Source organism: Comamonas brasiliensis (assembly GCF_018292285.1).
GTDB lineage: Bacteria > Pseudomonadota > Gammaproteobacteria > Burkholderiales > Burkholderiaceae_C > Comamonas > Comamonas brasiliensis.
This window is the reverse complement of record NZ_JAANES010000003.1, coordinates 264,344-285,407: the sequence shown is the minus strand read 5'-3', so window position 1 is coordinate 285,407 and position 21,064 is coordinate 264,344. Positions and strand designations below refer to the sequence as shown.

Below are 21,064 nucleotides of genomic sequence, written 5' to 3'. Positions count from 1 at the left end.
CAATGGGGAGTTGCGGTTTCGAGTGTGCAGATTCAGCGCATTTGCGGCTTGGGTTTCCAGCGGCTGATTCTTGAGTCCTGTGCAGCTCGCTCTGCGGGCTTGAGCTTGCGGGCCGCAGCATCGCGCAGCGACACCGTGTCTTCCAGGTCTTGGGCGGCCGCCAGGGCGTACCAGAAATAGGCCTGAGACAGGCTGCGTCTGACGCCACGGCCTTCCTCGAACATCGTGCCGAGGTTGACCTGAGCCGTCGCATTGCCTTGTTCTGCGGCCAGGCCCAGCAGTCTGGCTGCTTCCTTTTCGTCGAGTGGCACGCCGCGACCGGCGGCATACATCACGGCGAGGTTGGCCTGGCCCGAGTCATGACCTTTTGCGGCCGTTATGCCAAACCATCTGGCGGCCTCCTGATCGCTTTGTTCCACGCCACGGCCGCTGACATACATCAGTCCCAGGTTGTACTGGGCATCGAGATGGTTTTGCGCTGCAGCGAGCCGATACCACTTGACGGCCTCCTGATCGCTTTGCTCGACGCCACGACCATCGTCATACATCACGCCCAGATTGAACTGGCCGTTGGCCTCTCCCTGCGCAGCCGAAAGACGGTACCACCTGACGGCCTCCTGGTCGCTTTGCTTCACGCCACGGCCCCGGTCATACATCAAGCCGAGATTGCTCTGGCTCAATGCATTGCCTTGTGCTGCCGCAAGACCAAACCAATGAGCGGCTCTTTCGTCGCTTTGCGCCACACCTCGGCCTTCCACGTATATCTGGCCGAGATCCAGCTGTGCCTGTGCATCCCCCGCTTGCGCTTTGTGCAGCAGGTCCGATGGCTGAGCCATTGCCAAGGTGCTGGCAAGCAACAATGCGGCAGTGGAGTAAAGGTGAAGCTTTTTTTTCTGCATTTCTTTTGATGTTCTTGCAATAGATGGGCCGTGCCCCGCCTGTAACGGCAAGGCGGCTCCTGATTTCAGACTGCCCTGATGTCTTGCCCTGAATGCTCGGGCATACCCACGGTTCAGCAGTCGGCAGAGCGTGAGCGTGCCGCAAAGCAGCATGGCGAGAGCGCCGACCATCGGGTCATCGCTGATTCACGCCGGTTATGGGTCTGGAACGTCTGGAGCATCAGTCGGCGCCCTTCATGGCACAGGCATTCCGATGTCCGGACTGCCGGGCCAGGGCGAGGAGGCATTCTAGTCACCTAACGAACTGCAGCCGCCAGTCGCTCATCGCGCCTGGCGGCTGCAGTTCGTTGATCAGGGGCGCTTGTCAGCCCCGAGTCCGGTCGGGCATCGTGATCGGGAAGTGCTTATGTGCACCGCAGGCGCTTGCGCATGGCAAAGCCATAGCCCAGTCCCAGCAAGGCGGCGACGGCCGAGCCGGCCAGAATGCCCAGCTTGGCCGCACCCAGCAGGGAGGCATCCGCAAAGGCCAGACCGCCGACAAAGATGGACATGGTAAAGCCGATGCCGGCCAGCAGGCCCACCAGCAGCACGCCGCGCCAGTTCAGGCCCTCGGGCAGGCTGCACAGCCCGCTTCTGACGGCCAGCCAGGTACAGATGAAGACCCCCAGGGGCTTGCCCAGCACCAGGGCCACCAGCACGGCCATGGCCGTGGTCTGCGGTGCAGCAGCGCTCAGGTCTATGCCCGAGAACTGCACGCCGGCATTGGCCAGCGCAAAGATGGGCATGACGCAGAAAGCCACCCAGGGATGAAGAATCATGGGCAGGCGCAGCGCAGGCGGCAGCAGGTCGCGCTGTGCGAACTGGGCGGTACGCAACTCCTGCAGCAGGTGTTGCGGATCGGGCCGCCCGCTGAGCACCTGCTCGCCGGCCTTGCGCATGGCCGTCTGTGCGGTGATCAGCAGTGGCATGGGGGTAGGGCGGGTAAAGACGGGCGTCATCAGGCCCAGCACCACGCCTGCCAGGGTGGGATGTGCACCGGTCTTGAGCAGGCCGAACCAGAGAACGGCTCCGGGCAGCACATACAGAGGAGCGGCGGCAATGCCCATGCGGTTGAACAGCAGCACCAGCAGTACGCCGGCTGCGGCCACCACAAAGCCCATGGCCTGCAGCCCGCCCGAGTAGAAGAAGGCGATGATGAGCACGGCCACGATGTCGTCGATGATGGCCAGGGCCAGCAGGAAGATGCGCAGCGCTCCCGGAATATTGCGACCCAGCAAGGCCAGCACGCCCACGGCAAACGCGATGTCGGTCGCCGTCGGAATTGCCCAGCCGTTGAGCAGCGTCCTGTCATTGCCCGCCAGGGCCACGTAGATGAGCGCGGGCACGGCCACGCCGCCGATGGCAGCGATCAGCGGCAGACTGGCCTGGCGCAGGCTGGCCAGCGCGCCGTTGTGCAGCTCGCGCCGGATCTCCATGCCCACGACCAGGAAGAACACCGTCATCAGCACATCGTTGACGATGAAATGCAGATCGGTGCTGAAGCTCCACGGCCCCAGCGTCAGCGCGACGGGCGCATGCCACAGTGCAAAGTAGCTTGGCGCCGCAGCCGAATTGGCCCAGATCAGGGCGACGGCGGCGGCCAGCATGAGCACCATGCCGGCAAAGGATTCGATATGCAGCAGGTGCGAGATTTGCGCCTGCACGCGTTCGGTGGCGGATTGCAGCGCGGGGATGCGGGGTGAATTTTGGGATGCAGAAGGCGCAGGGGCCTGCACAAGTGTTTGTGGGTCCATGTGTCGGTAGGTGTCTGAAGTCGTCTGCCGACAGGTGTATTGCACCCGAGCTCATGCCTCTTGGTGCAGTCAGCACTGCAAACGACTGGCGCGCTGGCGGCCCGACCTGCGCATGAACATTCACCTGCCATCGCCACCTTGTGTGACGGGCACCCGGCTGGAATTGTAGCTAAAGATGCAGCAATGGTCTGGATATGGGGTTTATTTGCGGGGAAGCAGACTTCGCCATCAGGACGGTTGCCTCTCGCGGTTCGCGTCGCCTTGGCTCAAGCGGGTGGACTGCACGAATCACGTCAGCGCCGTCCGGCAGCCGGCGCTATGCTGGCGCGCTAACGAGAGAGAAGGCGTGTCATGTCGGGCATAGGAATGGAATATTTGTGGGTGGGCGTGGTGCTGTTTGCCGCGGCGGCGCAGACGGTGCGCAACACGGCCCAGCGCTCGCTGACGGCACAGGTCGGCACCCTGCCGGCCACGCTGGTGCGCTTTCTCTACGGCCTGCCGTTCGCCGCCGTCTATCTGCTGGCGCTGTATGCGCTGGGCGATCCGTCCCTGGTGCTGCCGAAGTTCAGTGCCGCCTATCTGGGCTGGATTGCGCTCGGAGCCTTCTTTCAGGTCGCGGCCACGGCGGCCTTGCTGATGGCCATGAAGGAGCGCAACTTTGCCGTGGCGGTCACGCTGTCCAAGACCGAGGTGCTGCAGGTGGCCCTGTTTGCCGCCATGTTCCTGCATGAGCTGCCGACCCGTCTGGCGCTGCTGGCCATGGTGCTGGCCACGGTGGGCGTGCTGATGCTGTCGCTGCCGCCGCGCGGGCAGCTTTTCACGCTCTCGGCCTGGACCAGCAAATCCTCGGTGTACGGTCTGATCTGCGGTGCCTGCTTTGCGCTGGCCACGGTGGGCTTTCGCGGCGGCGCGGTCGAGATCGCAACACTGGGCGTGAGCTCGCCCTGGCTGTCCGGGGCCTGGGGCGTGCTGATCGCGCAGACCATGCAGTCCGTCGTCATGAGCGCCTGGATTGCCAGAACCCATGAGCAGGGCCTGCGTCCCATCTTCAAGGCCTGGCGCATCTCGCTGCTGGCCGGCAGCATGGGCGCTGCAGCCTCGCTGGCCTGGTTCACCGCCTATGCCATGCAGGGGGCCGCTGCCGTGCGCACCCTGGGCATGGTGGAGGTGGTGTTCAGCTATATCGTCTCGCGCAAGGTGTTCAGCGAGAAGCTGTCGCCGACGGAAAAGCTGGGCATGGCGCTGATGATGCTGGGCCTGGTGCTGATCTGTCTGCAGCTCTGATTTCAATAGCTTCCTGCGCTTTCCACTGCTCATTTTCAAAGCAAAAAGTCCTTTAAATAAAGCAAGAAAGAGCGCAAGAAGCTCCTGAATCAATAGCGTTCTGCCCTGGCATCCATGGCATCCACGGTACGGCTGTACTGCGCCTCAGGCGGCTTGCTGTTGTGTCTGCGCCAGGCTTTGGCGGCGCTCGGGCTTGACCGCATAGAGCCGGTATCCGATCGTCAGCAGGGCAAACCACAGGGGCGCGATATACAGCGCCACGCGGGTGCTGGCATCCAGCGACAGGCAGACCAGCACCACGGCCAGAAAGGCCAGCACAAACCAGTTGGTGAACGGCGCGCCGGGCATGCGATAGGCCACGGCAGCGGCATGACCCAGCCTGACGGCGCGGCGATAGCGCAGATGGGCAAAGACGATGATGCCCCAGGTCCAGACGGCGCCGATGGTGGCAATGCTGGTCACGTAGATGAAGGCCTCCTCGGGCACCAGATAGTTCAGCACCACGCCAAGCAGCATGAATGCCGCAGAGATCACAATGCCGGCCGCAGGCACATGGCGCGCATTGACCCGGCCCAGCCTGGCGGGCGCCTGCTTGAATTGCGCCAGCGTGTAGAGCATGCGGCCCGTGCTGAAGATGCCGCTGTTGCATGAAGAGGCGGCGGCGGTGATGACCACGAAGTTGATGATGCCGGCGGCTGCAGGAATGCCCAGCTTGTCGAAGACATGGACGAAGGGGCTCATGTCGGGGCTTAGCTCGTTCCAGGGCACCAGCGACATGATGACCACCAGGGCGCCGATATAGAAGATCAGAATCCGGTAGACGATGCTGTTGGTGGCACGGGGCAGCACTTTCTCGGGCGACTCGGCCTCGCCCGCCGTCACGCCTATCAGCTCCACGCCGGTATAGGCAAAGCAGGCGATCTGCAAGGTGAAGACCACGCCCACCATGCCCACGGGCGCGAAGCCTCCGTGCGACCAGAGATTGGCGAAGCTTGCCGTCTGGCCCAGCGGTCCCCAGCCCGTGGTGATGATGGCCACGCCCAGCACCAGCGTGGCCACGATGGTCACGACCTTGATCAGCGCGAACCAGAATTCCAGCTCGCCAAAGACCTTGACCGCAATCAGATTCACGCCCAGCAGCAGGGCCAGGGTGGCGAGCGCCGGAACCCATTGCGGAATGGCCGGAAACCAGTAGTGGGTGTAGATGCCTATGGCCGTGAGCTCGGCCATGCCCGTCACCACCCAGGTGAACCAGTAGGTCCAGCCGGTGACGAATCCGGCCCAGGGGCTGACATAGGTTTCGGCATAGGTGGCAAAAGAGCCGGCCACCGGGCGGTGCACCAGCAACTCGCCCAGCGCCCGCATGATGAAGAAGATGGCCAGCCCCGCGATGGCGTAGCTGACCAGCAGCAGCGGCCCGGCCTTGTGGATTGCCTTGGCCGAGCCCAGGAACAGGCCCACGCCAATGGCGCCGCCCAGGGCGATCAGCTGGATATGCCGGTCCTTGAGGCCGCGCTCCAGCTCACCTGTCTGCTGCAGCGACTCCCCGGCTGCGCTTGGATGATTTCGACTCATGTTGTATGTCTCCGTTTTGCCATTCACACGGCAACAGCCGTCCCTCACGGGGCGCTGCGGCTGCCGTGTCTGGCTTGTTGATGAGGTTTTCAGGTCGTGGTCAGGCGCTGGCGGTGGTCAGCGTGGCCGGTCGGGGCTGCCTGCTGGCGCTGCCCATGGACTGCAGCACGAGGTCGCCGACCATGTCGGCGGTGACGGCCGACAAGGTCCAGCCCAGATGGCCGTGGCCGGTGTTGTAGAACACGCAGGGCTTGTTGCCAGGGCCCACGCGCGGCAGCATGTCCGGCATCATGGGGCGCAGGCCCGCCCAGGGCACGACGCTGCGCGTGCTGACGCCCGGGAAGCATTGCTGCACCCATTCGATGAGCGGGCGGATGCGGTCGGCGCGGATGTCCTTGTTGTAGCCGTTGAACTCCGCCGTGCCGGCCACGCGGAAGCGATCCTCGCCCAGGCGGCTGGTGACCAGCTTGGTCTCGTCGTCCAGCAGGCTCACGACGGGAGCTGCGGCGCGGCTGGCTTGGTCCGGCAGATTGACCGTGATGGAGTAGCCTTTGACAGGGTAGATGTTGACGCTGTCGCCCAGCTGGGCGGCCAGCGCGCGGCTGGCCGTGCCCGCGCAGACCACCATGGCGTCGAAGGTCGAGGTCTCGGCCTCCAGACCCTGGCGCACGGTCACGCTGGCCTGTTTGCCGTTGCTGTTCACCGACACGATTTCCTGGCCGTAGCGGCATTGCACGCCCAGTCGCTCGCAGGCGGCGGCCAGGCCGCTGGTGAACTTGTGGATGTCGCCGGTGGAGTCGCTCTCGGTGAAGTAGCCGCCATAGAAGGTTCCGGACAGGGTCGGCTCGATGGCCTTCATTTCATCGGGCGTGACGGCGCGGCGCTCCAGCCCGCCCAGGGCGAGCAGCTGCGAGACCTTTCCCGCATGTTCGAAGCCGGCGCGGTCGCGGTAGATATGCAGGATGCCTTTTTGCTTCAGATCGAAGTCAATGCCTTCGGCGGCAGCCCATTCGAACAGGTGCTCGCGTGCCGCAATCGCCAGCCTGGCGGTCTCCACGGTGTTCTTCTGGTAGTGGGGGATGGCAGCGAGAAACTGGCAGAACCAGGAAATCTTGTGCCAGCCGGGCTTGGGGTTGAGCAGCAGCGGAGCATCGCTCTTGAGCATCCACTTGAGGCCTTTGACGATGGTGGACCAGTGGGTCCAGACCTCGGCATTCGAGGCCGAGAGCTGGCCGCCATTGGCGAACGAGGTCTCCATGGCGGCATAGCGCTGCTTCTCGAACAGGGTGACGGAAAATCCGCGGCGTGCGAGGGCGTAGGCGGTGGTCACGCCCGTGATGCCACCGCCGATGACGGCGATTGTCTTCATGATTCAGATTCCAGAAACGTCAAGGGTGGAGCCCGTGCGCAACATGCGCAGCGGACGCCCCCTCTGTTCTGGACCTGAGAGATTCACGAGGCAGCACCCTGGGGCGCTGCTCGCTTGCTCCTTCGGTATGCCCGGCGGACGATGACGTCCGGACATTCTTCAGAGTGTGTGAAAGCGATGCCGATCCTTTGGCCTGAGAGTTTCCGGGGCGGTTGCTCCTTCGGCGCTGCATGCGCCAAGTTTGCGCTGCAGTCTCTCTCGGCATCACCGGGCTGAGAGCCTGTGGCGAATGTAGGAAGAATGGCGGCGCCTGGATATTCGGGTTTTCTAGGGTTCTGCGCCGGGGCAGGTCGTGCTGCGATTCTTTTATTTGATAGCGGCTAGCGCTTGCTCTTTAAAGATTTTCATGTGTTTTCATAAGGAAAGTGAATTTATTCAAGCGTAAGACGCTTCCGAATTCATAGCGTCAGGCGCTGTCAAGTGCCGCTGAGCAGCCCCAGAGTCAACCCCTGCATTGACATGACGGCTCATGGCCTGCGGTGGATTTGGGCAAAATATCGTCTTTGCCTGTCAATGGGCCCGGCGATATCACCGCTTTGCCATTGAAGCGCCCGACCGGGGTGGCTGCCGATTCAGGATGCAACTGGCCTATCCGCCATGGCGTTCTGCTGTCATGGCTTCGTTCCTTTGTCCTTGTTGCCCGCGACCGTCATGGTCGCCTTTTTGCGTTGCCTGTCGCAGCGCCTGCGGGATGGTTGGGTGTTTTGTCCGGATGGGCGCAAACCATTACAACAAGACATTTATGTCCCAACCCAACTCAAGCCAGCAGCTCGCGCCGACTGGCGATGGTGACGATAACCAGCCCCGCTTGCACCGGGTGCTCAAGCAGCGCCACCTGAGCATGATCGCCATTGGCGGCGCCATCGGCACGGGCCTGTTTGTGGCCTCCGGCTCGGCCATCGCCCAGATCGGCCCGGGCGGTGCCGTGCTCACCTATCTGCTCATCGGCATCATGGTCTACTACATCATGACCAGCCTGGGCGAGCTGGCCGCCTTCATGCCGGTGGCTGGTTCCTTCTCGACCTATGCCTCGCGCTATGTGGATCGAGGCTTCGGCTTTGCGCTGGGCTGGAACTTCTGGTTCAGCTGGGCCGTGGTGGTGGCGGTGGATCTGGTGGCCTCGCAGCTGGTCATGGCCTACTGGTTTCCCAATGTGCCGGGCATCCTCTGGAGCGGCCTGTTCCTGCTGCTGATGGTGGGGCTGAACGCGTTTTCCGCGCGCGGCTTTGCCGAGGCCGAGTACTGGTTCGCGCTGATCAAGGTGCTGGCCGTGGTGGCCTTTCTGATCACCGGCGTGCTGATTCTGTTCGGCATCATCAGCAACGGCCATGTTCCCGGTTTTGAGAACTGGACCACGGGCGATGCGCCATTCGTCGGCAATTTCGCGACCTTTGTGGGCGTGGCCATGATCGTGGCCTATTCCTTCCAGGGCACGGAGCTGGTGGGCGTGGCGGCGGGCGAATCCGAGAATCCGCGCGAGAACGTGCCGCGTGCGATTCGTCAGGTGTTCTGGCGCATCCTGCTCTTCTATGTGCTGGCGATTATCGTCATCGGCTTTCTGATTCCCTATACCGATCCGCAGCTGCTGCGCACCGATGTGGCCGATATTGCCGTGAGCCCGTTCACGCTGGTGTTCCAGCATGCGGGCCTGCTGTCGGCGGCCACGGTGATGAATGCGGTGATCCTGACCTCAGTGCTGTCGGCCGGCAACTCGGGCATGTATGCGGCCACGCGCATGCTCTACAACATGGCAACCGAGGGCAATGCACCGCGCATCTTCTCCCGGCTGACCCAGAACGGCGTGCCGCTGGTGGCCTTGATCGGCAGCACGCTGGTCGCCAGCCTGTGCCTGTTTTCCTCGCTCTACAGCCCGCAGGCCGTCTATATCTGGCTGCTGAACCTGGCCGGCATGACGGAGTTCATCGTCTGGCTGGGCATTGCCGTCAGCCACTATCGCTTCCGTCGCGGCTATGTCATGCATGGTCATGATGTGGGCCTGCTGCCCTACAAGGCCGGCGCCTTCCCCTTCGGACCCATCTTTGCCTTTGTGCTGTGTCTGGTGGTGACGCTGGGCCAGAACTACCAGGCCTTCCTGGAAGATCGCATCGATTGGGGCGGCGTGGTCTCGACCTATCTGGGCATTCCGCTGTTCCTGTTGTTCTGGCTGGGTTACTGGCTGGTCAAGCGCAAGACCTGGGTCAGCTATGCCGATATGCGCTTTGACGAGCTCGAAGACATCAAGCAGGGCAAGGTGTCGTCCTGAGGCGGTTTAAGCCTTCCCCTTCTCCAGGCGGGAAGGGGTAGCGGCAGGGGCTGGCGCTGCTTGCTGTTTCCCGGTGCCCGTGTGCTTGTTTGACGCATGGCTGCCGTCTCTTGCCAGCGCAGGCAAAATCGGCACTGTGAGCGATCTACCCACCAGCCCCGAGTCCAGGCCCAGGCGCATAGCGCATCTGGACATGGATGCGTTCTACGCCTCCGTGGAGCTGCTGCGCTACCCGCAGCTCAAGGGGCTGCCGGTGGTGATCGGTGGAGGGCGGCGCAGCTTTGACGAGGAACTGCTGGCGCGCCATGCGGGGCGGCCGCTGTCCGAGATCCCGGTGGCTGACTTTCCGCTGCTGCGCGATTACACGGGGCGCGGCGTGATCACCACGGCCACCTATGCGGCCCGGCAGTTCGGCGTGGGCTCGGCCATGGGCATGATGAAGGCCGCCAGGCTGTGCCCGCAGGCGATTCTTCTGCCCGTGGACTTTGGCGAGTACCGGCGCTTTTCGCGGGCCTTCAAAGAGATCATCGTGTCGATTGCGCCGCTCATGGAGAACCGTGGCGTGGACGAGGTCTACATCGACTTCACCGACGTGCCCGGTGGCCAGCGCGAAGGCGGGCGCGTGCTGGCCCGGCTGATCCAGAAATCCATCTTCGACGCCACGGGCCTGACCTGCTCGGTCGGCGTGGCGCCCAACAAGCTGCTGGCCAAGATGGCCAGCGAGTTCAACAAGCCCAACGGCATCTCCATCGTCCAGCCCGAAGATCTGCAAAGCCGGATCTGGCCGCTGGCCTGCCGCAAGGTCAACGGCATAGGGCCCAAGGCCGATGCCAAGCTCAAGGGTCTGGGTATCGAAACCATCGGCGACCTGGCCGCGCAAAGCCTGCCGCAACTGCTGCACTGGTTTGGCAAAAGCTATGGCCACTGGCTGCACGAGTCGGCCTGGGGGCGCGACGAACGCGCCGTGGTGACCGAGAGCGAACCGGTGTCCATGAGCCGCGAGACCACCTTCGAGCGCGATCTGCATGCCGTGCGCGACAAGGCCGAGCTGGGTGCCATCTTCACGGACCTGTGCGAGCGGCTGGCCGAGGATCTGCGGCGCAAGGGCTATGTGGGGCGCACGGTGGGCATCAAGCTGCGCTATGACGATTTCAGGATCGCCACGCGGGACCAGACCCTGAACCTGCCGATACAGGATGCGGCCGCCATCCGCCTGACCGCAGGCCAATGCCTCAAGCGCGTGCCGCTTGGCAAGCGCATCAGGTTGCTGGGGGTCAAGGTCTCGGGCCTGATAGCCGAACCGCTCTGGCACGCCAGTGCCCACGATCCGGTGGCGCGAGAGTTGCTGCTCAGGCCTCATGGTTTGACCTCGGTCAAGCATTTGGATCCCTATACCGCATCTCTGTTCTGAGCCTGTAGGCTCGGGAATCATCGCTGTGCGATGATCCAAGTGTGAATTTGTGTATCTGGTTAACCAGCTGTCGACGGGATGCCTGATCGCTCACTCTCGAACAAAAACTACATAGGCCTATTGGAGGAGTGCAAAGCATGCGCCTGAACCTGCCGGTATCTCAACAAAACTACGACTTTCCGGGCGATGAGCTGCTGGTCTCCAGCACCAACACCAAGGGCGAGATCACGCATTGCAACCCGGCCTTCGTGCGCGTCAGCGGTTATGGCTATGAAGAGCTGATCGGCCAGCCGCACAATCTGATCCGCCATCCCGACATGCCGGCCGCCGCCTTCAAGGACATGTGGCGCACCATCGCCCATGGCTACCCCTGGACGGCACTGGTCAAGAACCGCCGCAAGAACGGCGATCACTACTGGGTGCGCGCCAATGTCACGCCCATCATGGAGGGCGGCAAACCCAGCGGCTATCTGTCGGTACGCACCAAGCCTTCGGTCGCCGAAGTGGCCGCAGCCGAAGCGCTGTACGCGCGCATGCGTGACGAGGAAAAGCAGGCCCGGACCAGTTTCCGCCTGCGCGCAGGTGCGGTGCGCCGTCTGGGGCTGATGGGCTGGTGGGATGGCCGCAAGGATGTGGGCCTGGTGGCGCGCATGGCCTGGCTGCTGGCCATCGTGGCCTTGATCGCCATGCTGCCCGATATGCTGGGCTGGCAGGGCGCGGCGGCCTGGGGCTGGCGTGCTGCAAGCCTGGTTGTCGGCGGTGCGTTCGTGCTGTGGCGCTTTCAGCAGCGCTGTGTGGCGGGGCTGGAGGAAGCCAGCCGCTTTGCAGCCGATGTGGCGGCCTGCAATCTGAGCACCGAATGCAACCAGAGCTATAGCGGCGCCATGGGGGCGCTGATGCTGAGGCTGCAGCAGATTCAGATCAATCTGCGCGCCGTGGTGGGCGATGTGCGTACCGAGGTGCAAGGTTTTGCCCAGACCGCCCATGAAATCGCCCAGAGCAGTTTCGATCTGGCGGGGCGTACCGAGTCGCAGGCCACCAGCCTGCAGCAGACGGCGGCCTCGATGGAGGAAATTTCGGGCACCGTGTCGCAGACGGCCGATACGGCACAGTTCATGGCCGGCGCCAGCGACGAGAGCAGCAAGGTGGCCAGCCGCAGCGGCACGGCCATCAGCGAAGTGGGGCAGGCTATGGAGCATATCCGCGGCTCCTCCACCCGCATGAGCGAAATCATTGGCGTGATCGAGAGCATTGCCTTCCAGACCAATCTGCTGGCGCTGAACGCGGCCGTGGAAGCGGCGCGGGCTGGCGAGCAGGGGCGCGGCTTTGCCGTGGTGGCGGGCGAGGTGCGGGCACTGGCCCAGCGCAGTGCCGAGGCGGCCAAGGAGATCAGCGTGCTCATCAACCGCACGGTCGATGGCATCAACGACGGCAACGCGCGCATGCGTGCCGCAGGCCAGACCATAGACGGCATGGTGCAGGCCGTGGACAAGGTCGGCTCCCTGGTGCACCAGATCAGCATTGCCACGCGTGAGCAGTCGATAGGCATCTCCCAGGTCAACGAGGCCGTGGCCCAGCTCGACTCCGTGACTCAACAGAATGCGGCGCTGGTGGAGCAGTCGACCAGTGCAGCGCAATCGCTGCGCCAGAGTGCCAAGACACTGGAGCGTTCGGTGGACGTGTTCCATCTCTAGGCTTTTGTGGTCTTGCTCTGAAAAGGCAGCCGTGGAGCTGCCTTTTTCGCATCGGCTTTCGGTAGGATTGCGGCATGAGTGTTGTGCTGACCCTGATCGCCATTGCGGCGCTGGCCCTGTGTTTGCTGATCTGGCTGATATCGCGTTTGCGCGCTGACGCCAGACCCACGTCGTCTGCAACTGCCCAGCAGGAGGCCGAGCCGTCCGTGGCCCAGGCCAGAACGGCGTCGGAGGTTGCGGCGCAGACGCTCTCCGATCAAGAGCTTGCGGCGCAGGCGGATACGGCGTCGGAGTCCAACCGGGATGTGAATTTTCGCCCCCATGGCGAGCGCGGCATGGGAGGCCCCATCTATGGCGACGTGCTGTGTGCGGACGGCGTCTATCTGCCCCATGTCTGGGAGATGGACATGCACACCTCCTATGACGGGCGCTGGCTGCGCACGGGCTTTTACGACAGCGAGGCCGCTCATCTGGTCGACCGCAAATCACGTCGCAGCTGGGTGATCAGCAAGCCTGAAGGCGAGCTGCTGGATGCCATCCATTGGCGCATGCCGCGCTGGAGTGGCGAGAGCATCAACGAAAGCGGCATTGCCGACGATGCGCATGTGATCATGTCCGATGCCAGCTTCGAGGCCTGGCTGGGCGAGCATATGGCTGCGCAGCCGCAGCCTCTGCTGCAGGTGGTGGATCTCTGGGTGCCGGCAGACTGCCTGCCGGCCGAAGTCGCCCGGCCCATGCCGACTCTGCCGCAACCGGCTCAGCCCACTCCGGTGCCGCCGGTGCTGCTGCAGCGCCACTGGCCGGCTTCGCTGCGCAAGCTGCGCTACCCCATGGCTCCGCTGCAGAATCCGCACTGGCAACTGATGCTGGGTGAGGCCGCCCAGCCCTGGGTGCTGGACGAGAGCCACAGCATGGTCTGGCGTGCCGATGCCCAGGCCTTTGCGCTCTATGCCTACCCTACCCAGGGCGATGCCAGCCAGGCCAGCCTGCGGCTGGCCGTCTGGACCATGGAGCGAGGCTGGCAGCAATGGCCGCAGCTGATGCCCGAGGATCGCAAGCCCTGGGCCCTGGGCCTGCCGGATTTTGAGCCGCCGAGCGAGCCGCAAGCGCCAGCGGTTTTGCCGCTGAGCTGGCTCAATGAACTGCTGCTGCAGAGAGTGCAGCTCGATATGCCCGAGACCGAGCGCCTGCACGATGGCACCAGCATCAGTTGCGCCATGAGCGAAGTGGATGTCTGCGCTGCCCATCAGCGCGATGGCCTGCCCATCCTCAAACCCTCGCTTCCCTTGTGCTTCGACTGGCTGCGTGATCCGGCGCAGCCCGCGCTGTGGCGCGCGCAGAGCAAGCCCCTCAAGGGGCAGCGCCTGATCTGGACCCTGTCCAAGCCCGCCCGGGAGGAGCTGGGCGAAACGGCGGCCTACAACCTGCAATGGGGTGAACGCCATTTGCCCGGCACCTGGGCGCTGGAACATGTGATCGTGCAGGGGCGCTGGGCGATTCTCATGCCGCACGGCCGTGCACCGATTCGCGGTGGCAGCGGCAGCCTGCAGGTCTGGGACGGGGAGCGCCTGCAAAGCGTGGACCTGCCCTGGCCCGTGGTGCGGCTGGCCGCTGTGCCGTCGGTCAAGGGCGGCATGGCCGCTCGCCTGCGCGTGCTGGCGCTGACGGCCAGTCTGGCGGACAAGGACTGGGACCCCTCGACGGCATCCTGGCGCTGGCCTTTGCAGTCCGTATCGGCCAGCCATCTGGCAAGACCCGACTGGCGCCCGCTTTACTCCGAGCGTGAACTGGCGCCCGATGCGCAAGGGCGCTGGCAGTTGCTGCCGCGCTGGCGCGAGGTCGGGCAGATCCAGCATCCCTGCTCCGACGGTGACTATGTCTGGCGCGACGATGTGCGCGGTGACACCGTCTGGTGGTGGGGCGGCGTGAACGAGCGCGTCAACCACTATTGGCAGCATGATGAACCTCGCAAGGACGGCGTGATCATGACGCGCAGCGGCCTGGCGTTCTGCGGTGTCGGGCCCTGCGCCTGTCCTCATCCTTCAGGCGAGGGCTGGGCCTTGCTGGAGCCGGTGGAGACACGCTACGGCGAGCTGGGTCAATGGCAGCTGCACTGGCTCAACCCCGTGGAAAAGGAAGTGCGCACGCTGACGCTCAAGGCGCGCATGCCGGTGCTGCAGGGCTGGGATGCTCAGGGCCTGCATTGGCAGGATCTGCCCTTGCCTGAGGAAGCGGGGCTGCAGGGCGAGGCCAGTGCGGTTCACAAGCCCCCGTCAGAGCCCGCAGCGGCGCGTCAGCTGGTGGTGGCGCAGACCTGGCAGCGTGCTGCCGTCGAGCCTCTGCGCCAGGGCATGAACGGGCTGTGGCTGCGCATTCAGGATCTGCGCTATGCAGAGGCTTTGCTGGGGCAGGATGACTGCCCTTGGAAGAATTGATCTCCCTGAGCCGCTTTGCGGCTTCTCGCTGAGGGGATGGCAGCCTTGCGACGGGGCGGCCCTTGATTGCTGCCCCTGATTATTGGGTCGTGTCGGTGTTACTGGCGTGCCGTGCGCACATTGGCGGGCAGGGCGCCCGGGTGGCTGGTGCGGAAGGGGTTGATGTCCAGGCCGCCGCGGCGCGTGTAGCGGGCGTAGACGGCCAGCTTGATGGGTTTGCAGCGGGTCCAGATGTCCATGAAGATGCGCTCCACGCATTGCTCATGGAATTCGTTGTGGTTGCGAAAGCTCACCAGGTACTGCAGCAGACCTTCCTGCTCGATTTGCGCACCGCTGTATTGAATCTGCACGCTGCCCCAGTCGGGCTGGCCGGTGACCAGGCAGTTGCTCTTGAGCAGATTGCTGACCAGGGTCTCGCTGACGGGGGCTTCGTCGTGGTTGGCACGCAGCAGCTCGGGAGCCGGCGTGTACCGTGTGCATTCCACATCGAGGCGGTCCAGCAGCAGACCGTCCAGCTCATGCACTTGCTGGGCATCGAACTGCTCCACTTCCAGCAGCCGCACGCCCACGCTGCCCTGGGCCTCGCTGCCGCGCCAGGTGGCTTCGGACAGATCGGTGCGCAGGCGCGCCAGCACCTCGCTGGCATCGGCAAAGCGGGTGTTGTTGAAGCTGTTCAGATACAGCTTGAAGGACTTGCTTTCGATCAGGTTGGGCGTTTCGCAGGGGATGGTGAAATGCGCCAGTGCCACCTGAGGCTTGCCGCGCAGATTGAGCCAGGAAACTTCGAATGAGGTCCACAGATCGGCGCCAAAGAACGGCGGGTTGATGGCGGCGCCGATTTCCTCGCGCTTGGTCAGGCGTGGCAGGGGAAAGAGCAGGGACGCGTCGTACTGGTCCACATAGGCCGAGCTTTTGCCCAGCTGCGATTGTTCAGGGGTGTGCATGATTCAAAAACAAAATGGCCAGCAGTAAAAAAGATAGCTGCTGGCGCTTTATGGGTAAGGGCTAGAGCCTGTTTTTACTTGAACTCTCGTTCGCGTAGCCACTTGGTGGCAATCCATTTTTCGCCTTCCAGCACGGGAGCGCCGCCGTGCAGGGTCTTGGTCGCCGGGTCGGGCCGGTTGTAGCTGAAGAATACGGCATTGCCACGGCGCGGCACGACCTGCAGCCCTACATCGGGAAAGGTGGTTGCGCCGCCGCGCGCGGGCTCGTTGAGATACATGACCAGGGTTCCCACACGCTGGCCGCCACGCTTGAGTATGGTCGGCGTGCCGGGCTCGTTGGGGGCGAAGTAATCGTAATGCGGCTTGTATTCGGCACCTGGCCGGTAGTGCAGCACCTGCATGCCTTCGCCGTTTTCCAGCGGCCAGTTCAGCAGCTTGGCAATGCGCTGCTCCACACGGCCGATGAGCTCGTTTTCTCCGCGCTGGAAGAACATGCCATTGCTGGTGCGATCGTCGTTGACGGCCTCGCCACCGCTCTGGTTGTCCACGGTCAGCGAGCGCTGCATGCGCGGGCCGGCGGCGGCGATGATGGCATCGCACTCCTCGTCGGAGAGCAGGTTGCCGAACACCACGACCCTGGGGTGACGCATATTCATCAGCACATGGACCTCGCGATCGCCGGTGTTGATGCAACAGGGATCGGTGTGCAGATCGGGCTCGGGCACGCCGGACTCGTGAATCTGCACGCTCACCCCGGCCTCGGGCCTGGCTGCCGCGAACGCCTGGGGCAGCTCGCCTTCTTCGGGCAGGGCCAGTGCCCGGCGTGCCAGATGCTCGGCCCAGCCCGCCTTGCGCATGGATTGCAGCAGCGATGGCAGCGGCACGCCGGAGGCGCTTTGCGTGCGCACCCATTGCATCAGCTCGGGTGTCAGGCCGGGAGGTGTGACGAACTCGTCTTGGGTGGAGGTGCTCATGTCGACAATGCTAGTGTGCACTGATGCCGATTTCAATGCGCGGCGTCAGTCTTGCAGCTTGCGGCGGAACACCAGCTTGCCGGGCGTGCTGGCCTGCTCGGCCAGCGCATAGCCTTCCAGATCGAACTTGCGCAGGTCGGCCACCTTCCTGGCCTTGTGCTGTACGGCCCAGCGCACCATCAGCCCGCGCGCGCGCTTGGCATGGAAGCTGATGATCTTGTACTTGCCGCCCTTGAAGTCCTCGAAAACGCATTCGACCACGGGGGCCTTGAGCGTCTTGAGATCCACGGCCTTGAAATATTCCTGCGATGCCAGGTTGACGACAATGGGCTCGGCCTGGGCGTCACCACGCTCGTTCAGATAATCGGCAATCTGGGTTCCCCAGAACTGATAGAGGTTGCTGCCCTTGGCGTTTTCCAGCCGGGTGCCCATCTCCAGGCGATAAGGCTGCAGCAGGTCCAGCGGGCGCAGCACGCCATAGAGGCCGCTCAGGATCACGACATGCTCCTGGGCCCAGTCCAGCTCCCGGGGCTTGAGGCTGGCGGCATCCAGGCCTTCGTAGACATCGCCATTGAAGGCCAGCACGGCCTGGCGCGAGTTCTTGACGGTGAACCTGGCACTGAACGCTTCGTAGCGGCCGACATTGAGCACGGCCAGCTTGTCGCTGATGCTCATGAGCTCGGAAATCTGCTGGGGCGACTTCTCGCGCAGCACTTCGATCAGTTCCAGGGGCTGCTTCTTGAATACCGGCAGCGTGTGTGGCAGCTCGGCGGGAATAGGGCTTTCATAGTCCAGCGATTTGGCCGGAGAGATCAGAAACAACATGGCTTGACGTTCACTCAATCAAAGAAAGGGCGCATGAAAAAGGGCCAAGGCCCCATCCACGGAAGTGGACAGTCCCCTTGGCCCTGTGATGCCGGAAGGCAGTCTGCTTAGGCGTTGGCGCCTGCAGCCTGTTCTTCCTTCTCGAACGGCAGCTGCATCAGGCTCAGATCCTTGCGGGTCTCGACGAGAATCAGCGGGCCTTCGTCGAGCACCACCACGGGCGGGCGCTCGCGCGGAATGCGCACAGGCTTGGGCTCGGCGGCAATCGCAGCCTGGACGGCGGCGATCTTTTCGGCATCGGAGTTGATCCATTCCAGACCCGATGCGGCTGCCAGGGCTTGCAGCTCTGCAATCGGCAGCGCATAGCTCTGTGCCTTGGGCGTTGCGACTGCGGGGGCAGGAGCCACGGTCTCAGCCACAGGCTCGACTGCGGCTGCGGCAGGCTCTGCCTGCACGGGCTGCACGGGCTCTGCCGCAGGAGCGACAGCCACCGCGGCTTCTTCTGCAACCACGGGTGCCTGCACTTCTGCAGCAACAGGCACTTGTTCTGCCTGAGCCTGAGGTGCAACAGCATCAAAGTAGCTGCGGCGTGCCGGCTGCTCGCCAGCGTCTGCGGCAGGCACTTCGACCGGGGCCTGGGCTTCGGCTGTCTGCTCGGCAGCCTGGCCTTCTGCCTGGGCGTCGCGCGGTGCACGGTCGCGGCGGTCACGGCCATAGCGGTCGCGCGAACGGCGCTGACGGGGCTCGCGAGCCTCGCCGCCTTGTGCGCCATCCTGCACCTGAGCGTCAGAACCCTCGACTTGGGCAGTGTTCAGCGCCGCTTCGTCGGCCACGGCCTGCTGCATGGCAGGCTGGGCATCGGCGTTGCGATTCTGGCGCTCGCGGCGGCCTTCACCGCGTTCGCCGCGCTCATTGCGTTCCGAACGTTCACCGCGTTCCTGGCGGTTGCGCTCGGGCTTGGGGGCTGCGGCCTGAGTATTGAACTCTTCGCCATTCAGCGCGGCTTCTGCCACCTGGGGCTGGCGGTCGTCGCGGCGCTCGTTGCGTTCGCCACCGCGGCGGTTGCCGCGCTCGGGGCGGTCCTGGCGCTGTTGCTGCTCGGGACGCTCGTTGCGTTGCTGCTCGTCACGGCCCTGGGCATTGCGGCGGTTGTTGCGGTCTCCACGTTCGGCACCAGTGCGCTCGGTGCTGTTGCGGTCGCCGCCACGGCGGTTGCGGTCACCGCCACGGCCTTCGCTTCGGCGGCCGTCGCGGCTGCCTTCACGGGCGGCGGGAGCGGCAGCCTCGGCTGCGGGGGCGGGCGCTGCCACGGGAGCCGGTGCGCCAAAGCCGAACAGATTCTTGAGCCAGGCAAAGAAGCCTTGCTCGCGCACCACGGGGCGGGCCGCGACGGGAGCGGGTGTCGCGGCGGCAGCGCGAGGCTGGCGGGGCGGACGTGGCTCGGCAATCGGCGCGGGAGCATCGGGCAGCACCCCCTTGATGACGGGAGTCTGCTTGTTGGTGGGTTCCTGCGAGCGGCGGGTGACGGTGGTCACCTCTTCGGGCTCGTCGGCCAGCTTGTAGCTGGCTTCCATGGATTCCAGGCGCGAGTCGTCGTGCTTGAGGCGCTCGAGCTTGTAGTGCGGCGTGTCCATGGACTTGTTGGGCACCATGATCACGTTGACGCGCTGCTTGAGCTCGATCTTGGTGATTTCGCTGCGCTTCTCATTGAGCAGGAAGGAGGCCACTTCCACGGGCACCTGGCAGTGCACGGCGGCCGTGTTGTCCTTCATGGACTCTTCCTGGATGATGCGCAGAATCTGCAGCGCAGAGCTTTCCGTGTCGCGGATGTGGCCGGAGCCGCCGCAGCGCGGGCAGTTGATGTGGGCGCCCTCGGACAAGGCGGGCTTGAGGCGCTGGCGGCTCATTTCCATCAGGCCGAACTTGCTGATGGTGCCGAACTGCACGCGGGCGCGGTCCTGGCGCAGGGCATCGCGCAGGCGGTTTTCCACTTCGCGGCGGTTCTTGGCCTCTTCCATGTCGATGAAGTCGATCACGATCAGGCCGCCCAGGTCGCGCAGGCGCATCTGGCGCGCCACTTCGTCGGCTGCCTCGAGGTTGGTGCGGGTCGCGGTTTCCTCGATATCGCCGCCCTTGATGGCGCGGGCCGAGTTCACGTCCACGGAGACCAGGGCTTCGGTGTGGTCGATCACGATGGCGCCGCCCGAGGGCAGGGTCACGGTACGCGAATAGGCGGACTCGATCTGATGCTCGATCTGGAAGCGCGAGAACAGGGGGGCATCGTCGCGGTAGCGCTTGACGCGGGCAGCATGCTCGGGCATCACATGTGCCATGAACTGCTGGGCCTGTTCGTAGATGTCATCGGTGTCGATCAGGATGTCGCCGATGTCATTGTTGAAATAGTCGCGGATGGCGCGGATCACCAGGCTGGATTCCTGATAGATCAGGAAGGCGCCCTTGGAGGCCTTGGCGGCACCGTCGATGGCGCTCCACAGCTTGAGCAGGTAGTTCAGGTCCCACTGCAGCTCGGGAGCCGAGCGGCCGATGCCGGCGGTGCGCGCAATGATGGACATGCCCTTGGGGTACTCGAGCTGGTCCATGGCCTCCTTGAGCTCGGCGCGGTCCTCGCCCTCGATGCGGCGCGAAACGCCACCGCCACGGGGGTTGTTGGGCATCAGCACCACATAGCGGCCGGCCAGCGAGATGAAGGTGGTCAGGGCTGCGCCCTTGTTGCCGCGCTCTTCCTTTTCGACCTGGACGATCAGCTCCTGACCCTCTCGGATCACGTCGTTGATGCGGGCCTGGCTGGGCGAGACGCCTTCGGCAAAGTATTGCTTGGAGATTTCCTTGAAGGGCAGAAAGCCGTGGCGGTCTTCGCCATAGTCCACGAAGCAGGCTTCGAGGGAAGGCTCGACGCGGGTCACGACGGCCTTGTAAATATTGCCCTTGCGTTGTTCGCGACCTTCGATTTCGATCTCGTAGTCCAGCAGCTTCTGGCCGTCCACAATGGCCAGGCGGCGTTCTTCAGACTGCGTCGCGTTAATCAGCATCCGTTTCATGATGCGCTTCCTTTATTCGTTTTATGGGGCACGCTGGTCACAGACCAACGTGCCTTTGACTGGTAATCAAAGACAGGCTCAACAGGAGCCGTGATGCCAGACGAACGCGTTGAAACGGATGAGGAATCTGGGGCGGTACAGGGCGGCGCTACTGGCCTGATCTCAAGTCAGTAGCGGAGGTACAGGCCGGGGGACGAGCGGGAGAGGACGCGCATGCAGACGGGGTACAAAAGAAGCCGACGCGCGTGCTAGGGAGGTGGGTGGTTTCTTCGAGACATGACTCGTCCCGGGGGCCGGCCGTGCCTTGCCCCAGAGGTTGATCAGCAATGTCCAAAAGATCCACATGCTCGTTGAGAGAACCGACAGTTGCAGGCTGCTTTTGCCTGGTCAACTGCACGGTATGAGATTCCGTATCAGTGTTTCAATTCGTCAGCCTTTGCCAGGCTTTCACAGGCTGCTGCAGTTCATCTTGACTGCAA

At 63.9% G+C, this 21,064-nt stretch carries 13 protein-coding genes and 1 riboswitch; of the genes, 5 read left to right on the top strand and 8 right to left on the bottom strand.

The features are described 5' to 3' along the window. Positions 1-32 precede the first annotated feature (32 nt). Together DJFAAGMI_RS13970 and nhaA are read right to left on the bottom strand one after the other, a co-directional pair. The gene (locus DJFAAGMI_RS13970) at positions 33-836 is read right to left on the bottom strand and encodes a tetratricopeptide repeat protein (RefSeq protein WP_211457595.1); all 804 of its coding nucleotides are present in this window, start codon (positions 834-836) and stop codon (positions 33-35) included. 467 nt (positions 837-1,303) lie between these two features. Further along, complete coding sequence (nhaA, locus tag DJFAAGMI_RS13965; protein WP_211457594.1) at positions 1,304-2,692, bottom strand: Na+/H+ antiporter NhaA; 1,389 nt, start codon at positions 2,690-2,692, stop codon at positions 1,304-1,306. Between the two features lie 351 nt (positions 2,693-3,043). Between nhaA and DJFAAGMI_RS13960 the strand changes: the two genes are divergently transcribed. Next, complete coding sequence (locus tag DJFAAGMI_RS13960; protein ID WP_211457593.1) at positions 3,044-3,976, top strand: DMT family transporter; 933 nt, start codon at positions 3,044-3,046, stop codon at positions 3,974-3,976. A 144-nt stretch (positions 3,977-4,120) separates the two neighbouring features. On the opposite strand, the gene DJFAAGMI_RS13955 is transcribed toward DJFAAGMI_RS13960, so the two are convergent. Together DJFAAGMI_RS13955 and DJFAAGMI_RS13950 are read right to left on the bottom strand one after the other, a co-directional pair. Beyond that, positions 4,121-5,551, bottom strand: coding sequence for an amino acid permease (locus DJFAAGMI_RS13955; protein ID WP_211457592.1), 1,431 nt, complete (start codon positions 5,549-5,551; stop codon positions 4,121-4,123). A gap of 100 nt (positions 5,552-5,651) precedes the next feature. Continuing rightward, a complete protein-coding gene (locus DJFAAGMI_RS13950) occupies positions 5,652-6,920 on the bottom strand; it encodes a D-amino acid dehydrogenase (protein WP_211457591.1) in 1,269 nt (422 codons plus the stop codon). Between the two features lie 171 nt (positions 6,921-7,091). Further along, positions 7,092-7,191, bottom strand: a riboswitch (glycine riboswitch). A gap of 531 nt (positions 7,192-7,722) precedes the next feature. Between DJFAAGMI_RS13950 and DJFAAGMI_RS13945 the strand changes: the two genes are divergently transcribed. The 4 genes from DJFAAGMI_RS13945 to DJFAAGMI_RS13930 all read left to right on the top strand — a co-directional run bounded on the left by DJFAAGMI_RS13945 (position 7,723) and on the right by DJFAAGMI_RS13930 (position 14,783). Then, positions 7,723-9,243: an amino acid permease gene (locus DJFAAGMI_RS13945; RefSeq protein WP_249334313.1), complete on the top strand. Its 1,521-nt coding sequence runs from the start codon at positions 7,723-7,725 to the stop codon at positions 9,241-9,243. Between the two features lie 193 nt (positions 9,244-9,436). Next, positions 9,437-10,654 carry a DNA polymerase IV gene (dinB, locus tag DJFAAGMI_RS13940; RefSeq protein ID WP_249334395.1) on the top strand — a complete coding sequence of 406 codons (1,218 nt, stop codon included), beginning with the start codon at positions 9,437-9,439 and terminating at the stop codon, positions 10,652-10,654. A 137-nt stretch (positions 10,655-10,791) separates the two neighbouring features. Further along, positions 10,792-12,348, top strand: coding sequence for a methyl-accepting chemotaxis protein (locus DJFAAGMI_RS13935; protein ID WP_211457589.1), 1,557 nt, complete (start codon positions 10,792-10,794; stop codon positions 12,346-12,348). A gap of 74 nt (positions 12,349-12,422) precedes the next feature. Continuing rightward, positions 12,423-14,783, top strand: coding sequence for a hypothetical protein (locus DJFAAGMI_RS13930; RefSeq protein WP_211457588.1), 2,361 nt, complete (start codon positions 12,423-12,425; stop codon positions 14,781-14,783). 98 nt (positions 14,784-14,881) lie between these two features. Here the strand turns inward: DJFAAGMI_RS13930 and queF are convergent, their stop codons facing one another. The 4 genes from queF to DJFAAGMI_RS13910 form a co-directional block, all read right to left on the bottom strand. Continuing rightward, positions 14,882-15,727 carry an NADPH-dependent 7-cyano-7-deazaguanine reductase QueF gene (gene queF / locus DJFAAGMI_RS13925; protein WP_043007657.1) on the bottom strand — a complete coding sequence of 282 codons (846 nt, stop codon included), beginning with the start codon at positions 15,725-15,727 and terminating at the stop codon, positions 14,882-14,884. Positions 15,728-15,801: 74 nt separating this feature from the next. Next, a complete protein-coding gene (locus tag DJFAAGMI_RS13920) occupies positions 15,802-16,701 on the bottom strand; it encodes a 2OG-Fe(II) oxygenase (protein WP_211457587.1) in 900 nt (299 codons plus the stop codon). Positions 16,702-16,746: 45 nt separating this feature from the next. Then, positions 16,747-17,526, bottom strand: coding sequence for a peroxide stress protein YaaA (yaaA, locus tag DJFAAGMI_RS13915; RefSeq protein WP_211457586.1), 780 nt, complete (start codon positions 17,524-17,526; stop codon positions 16,747-16,749). A gap of 107 nt (positions 17,527-17,633) precedes the next feature. Continuing rightward, a complete protein-coding gene (locus tag DJFAAGMI_RS13910; protein WP_211457585.1) occupies positions 17,634-20,585 on the bottom strand; it encodes an Rne/Rng family ribonuclease in 2,952 nt (983 codons plus the stop codon). Positions 20,586-21,064 lie beyond the last annotated feature (479 nt).

What these genes read in the sequence shown, in the direction of transcription:
- DJFAAGMI_RS13910 (WP_211457585.1), bottom strand. Translation starts at nt 20,585, where the DNA reads ATGAAACGGATGCTGATTAACGCGACGCAGTCTGAAGAACGCCGCCTG.
- DJFAAGMI_RS13955 (WP_211457592.1), bottom strand. Translation starts at nt 5,551, where the DNA reads ATGAGTCGAAATCATCCAAGCGCAGCCGGGGAGTCGCTGCAGCAGACA.
- DJFAAGMI_RS13945 (WP_249334313.1), top strand. Translation starts at nt 7,723, where the DNA reads ATGTCCCAACCCAACTCAAGCCAGCAGCTCGCGCCGACTGGCGATGGT.
- queF (WP_043007657.1), bottom strand. Translation starts at nt 15,727, where the DNA reads ATGCACACCCCTGAACAATCGCAGCTGGGCAAAAGCTCGGCCTATGTG.
- DJFAAGMI_RS13950 (WP_211457591.1), bottom strand. Translation starts at nt 6,920, where the DNA reads ATGAAGACAATCGCCGTCATCGGCGGTGGCATCACGGGCGTGACCACC.
- DJFAAGMI_RS13970 (WP_211457595.1), bottom strand. Translation starts at nt 836, where the DNA reads ATGGCTCAGCCATCGGACCTGCTGCACAAAGCGCAAGCGGGGGATGCA.
- nhaA (WP_211457594.1), bottom strand. Translation starts at nt 2,692, where the DNA reads ATGGACCCACAAACACTTGTGCAGGCCCCTGCGCCTTCTGCATCCCAA.
- DJFAAGMI_RS13960 (WP_211457593.1), top strand. Translation starts at nt 3,044, where the DNA reads ATGTCGGGCATAGGAATGGAATATTTGTGGGTGGGCGTGGTGCTGTTT.
- yaaA (WP_211457586.1), bottom strand. Translation starts at nt 17,526, where the DNA reads ATGTTGTTTCTGATCTCTCCGGCCAAATCGCTGGACTATGAAAGCCCT.
- dinB (WP_249334395.1), top strand. Translation starts at nt 9,437, where the DNA reads ATGGATGCGTTCTACGCCTCCGTGGAGCTGCTGCGCTACCCGCAGCTC.
- DJFAAGMI_RS13935 (WP_211457589.1), top strand. Translation starts at nt 10,792, where the DNA reads ATGCGCCTGAACCTGCCGGTATCTCAACAAAACTACGACTTTCCGGGC.
- DJFAAGMI_RS13920 (WP_211457587.1), bottom strand. Translation starts at nt 16,701, where the DNA reads ATGAGCACCTCCACCCAAGACGAGTTCGTCACACCTCCCGGCCTGACA.
- DJFAAGMI_RS13930 (WP_211457588.1), top strand. Translation starts at nt 12,423, where the DNA reads ATGAGTGTTGTGCTGACCCTGATCGCCATTGCGGCGCTGGCCCTGTGT.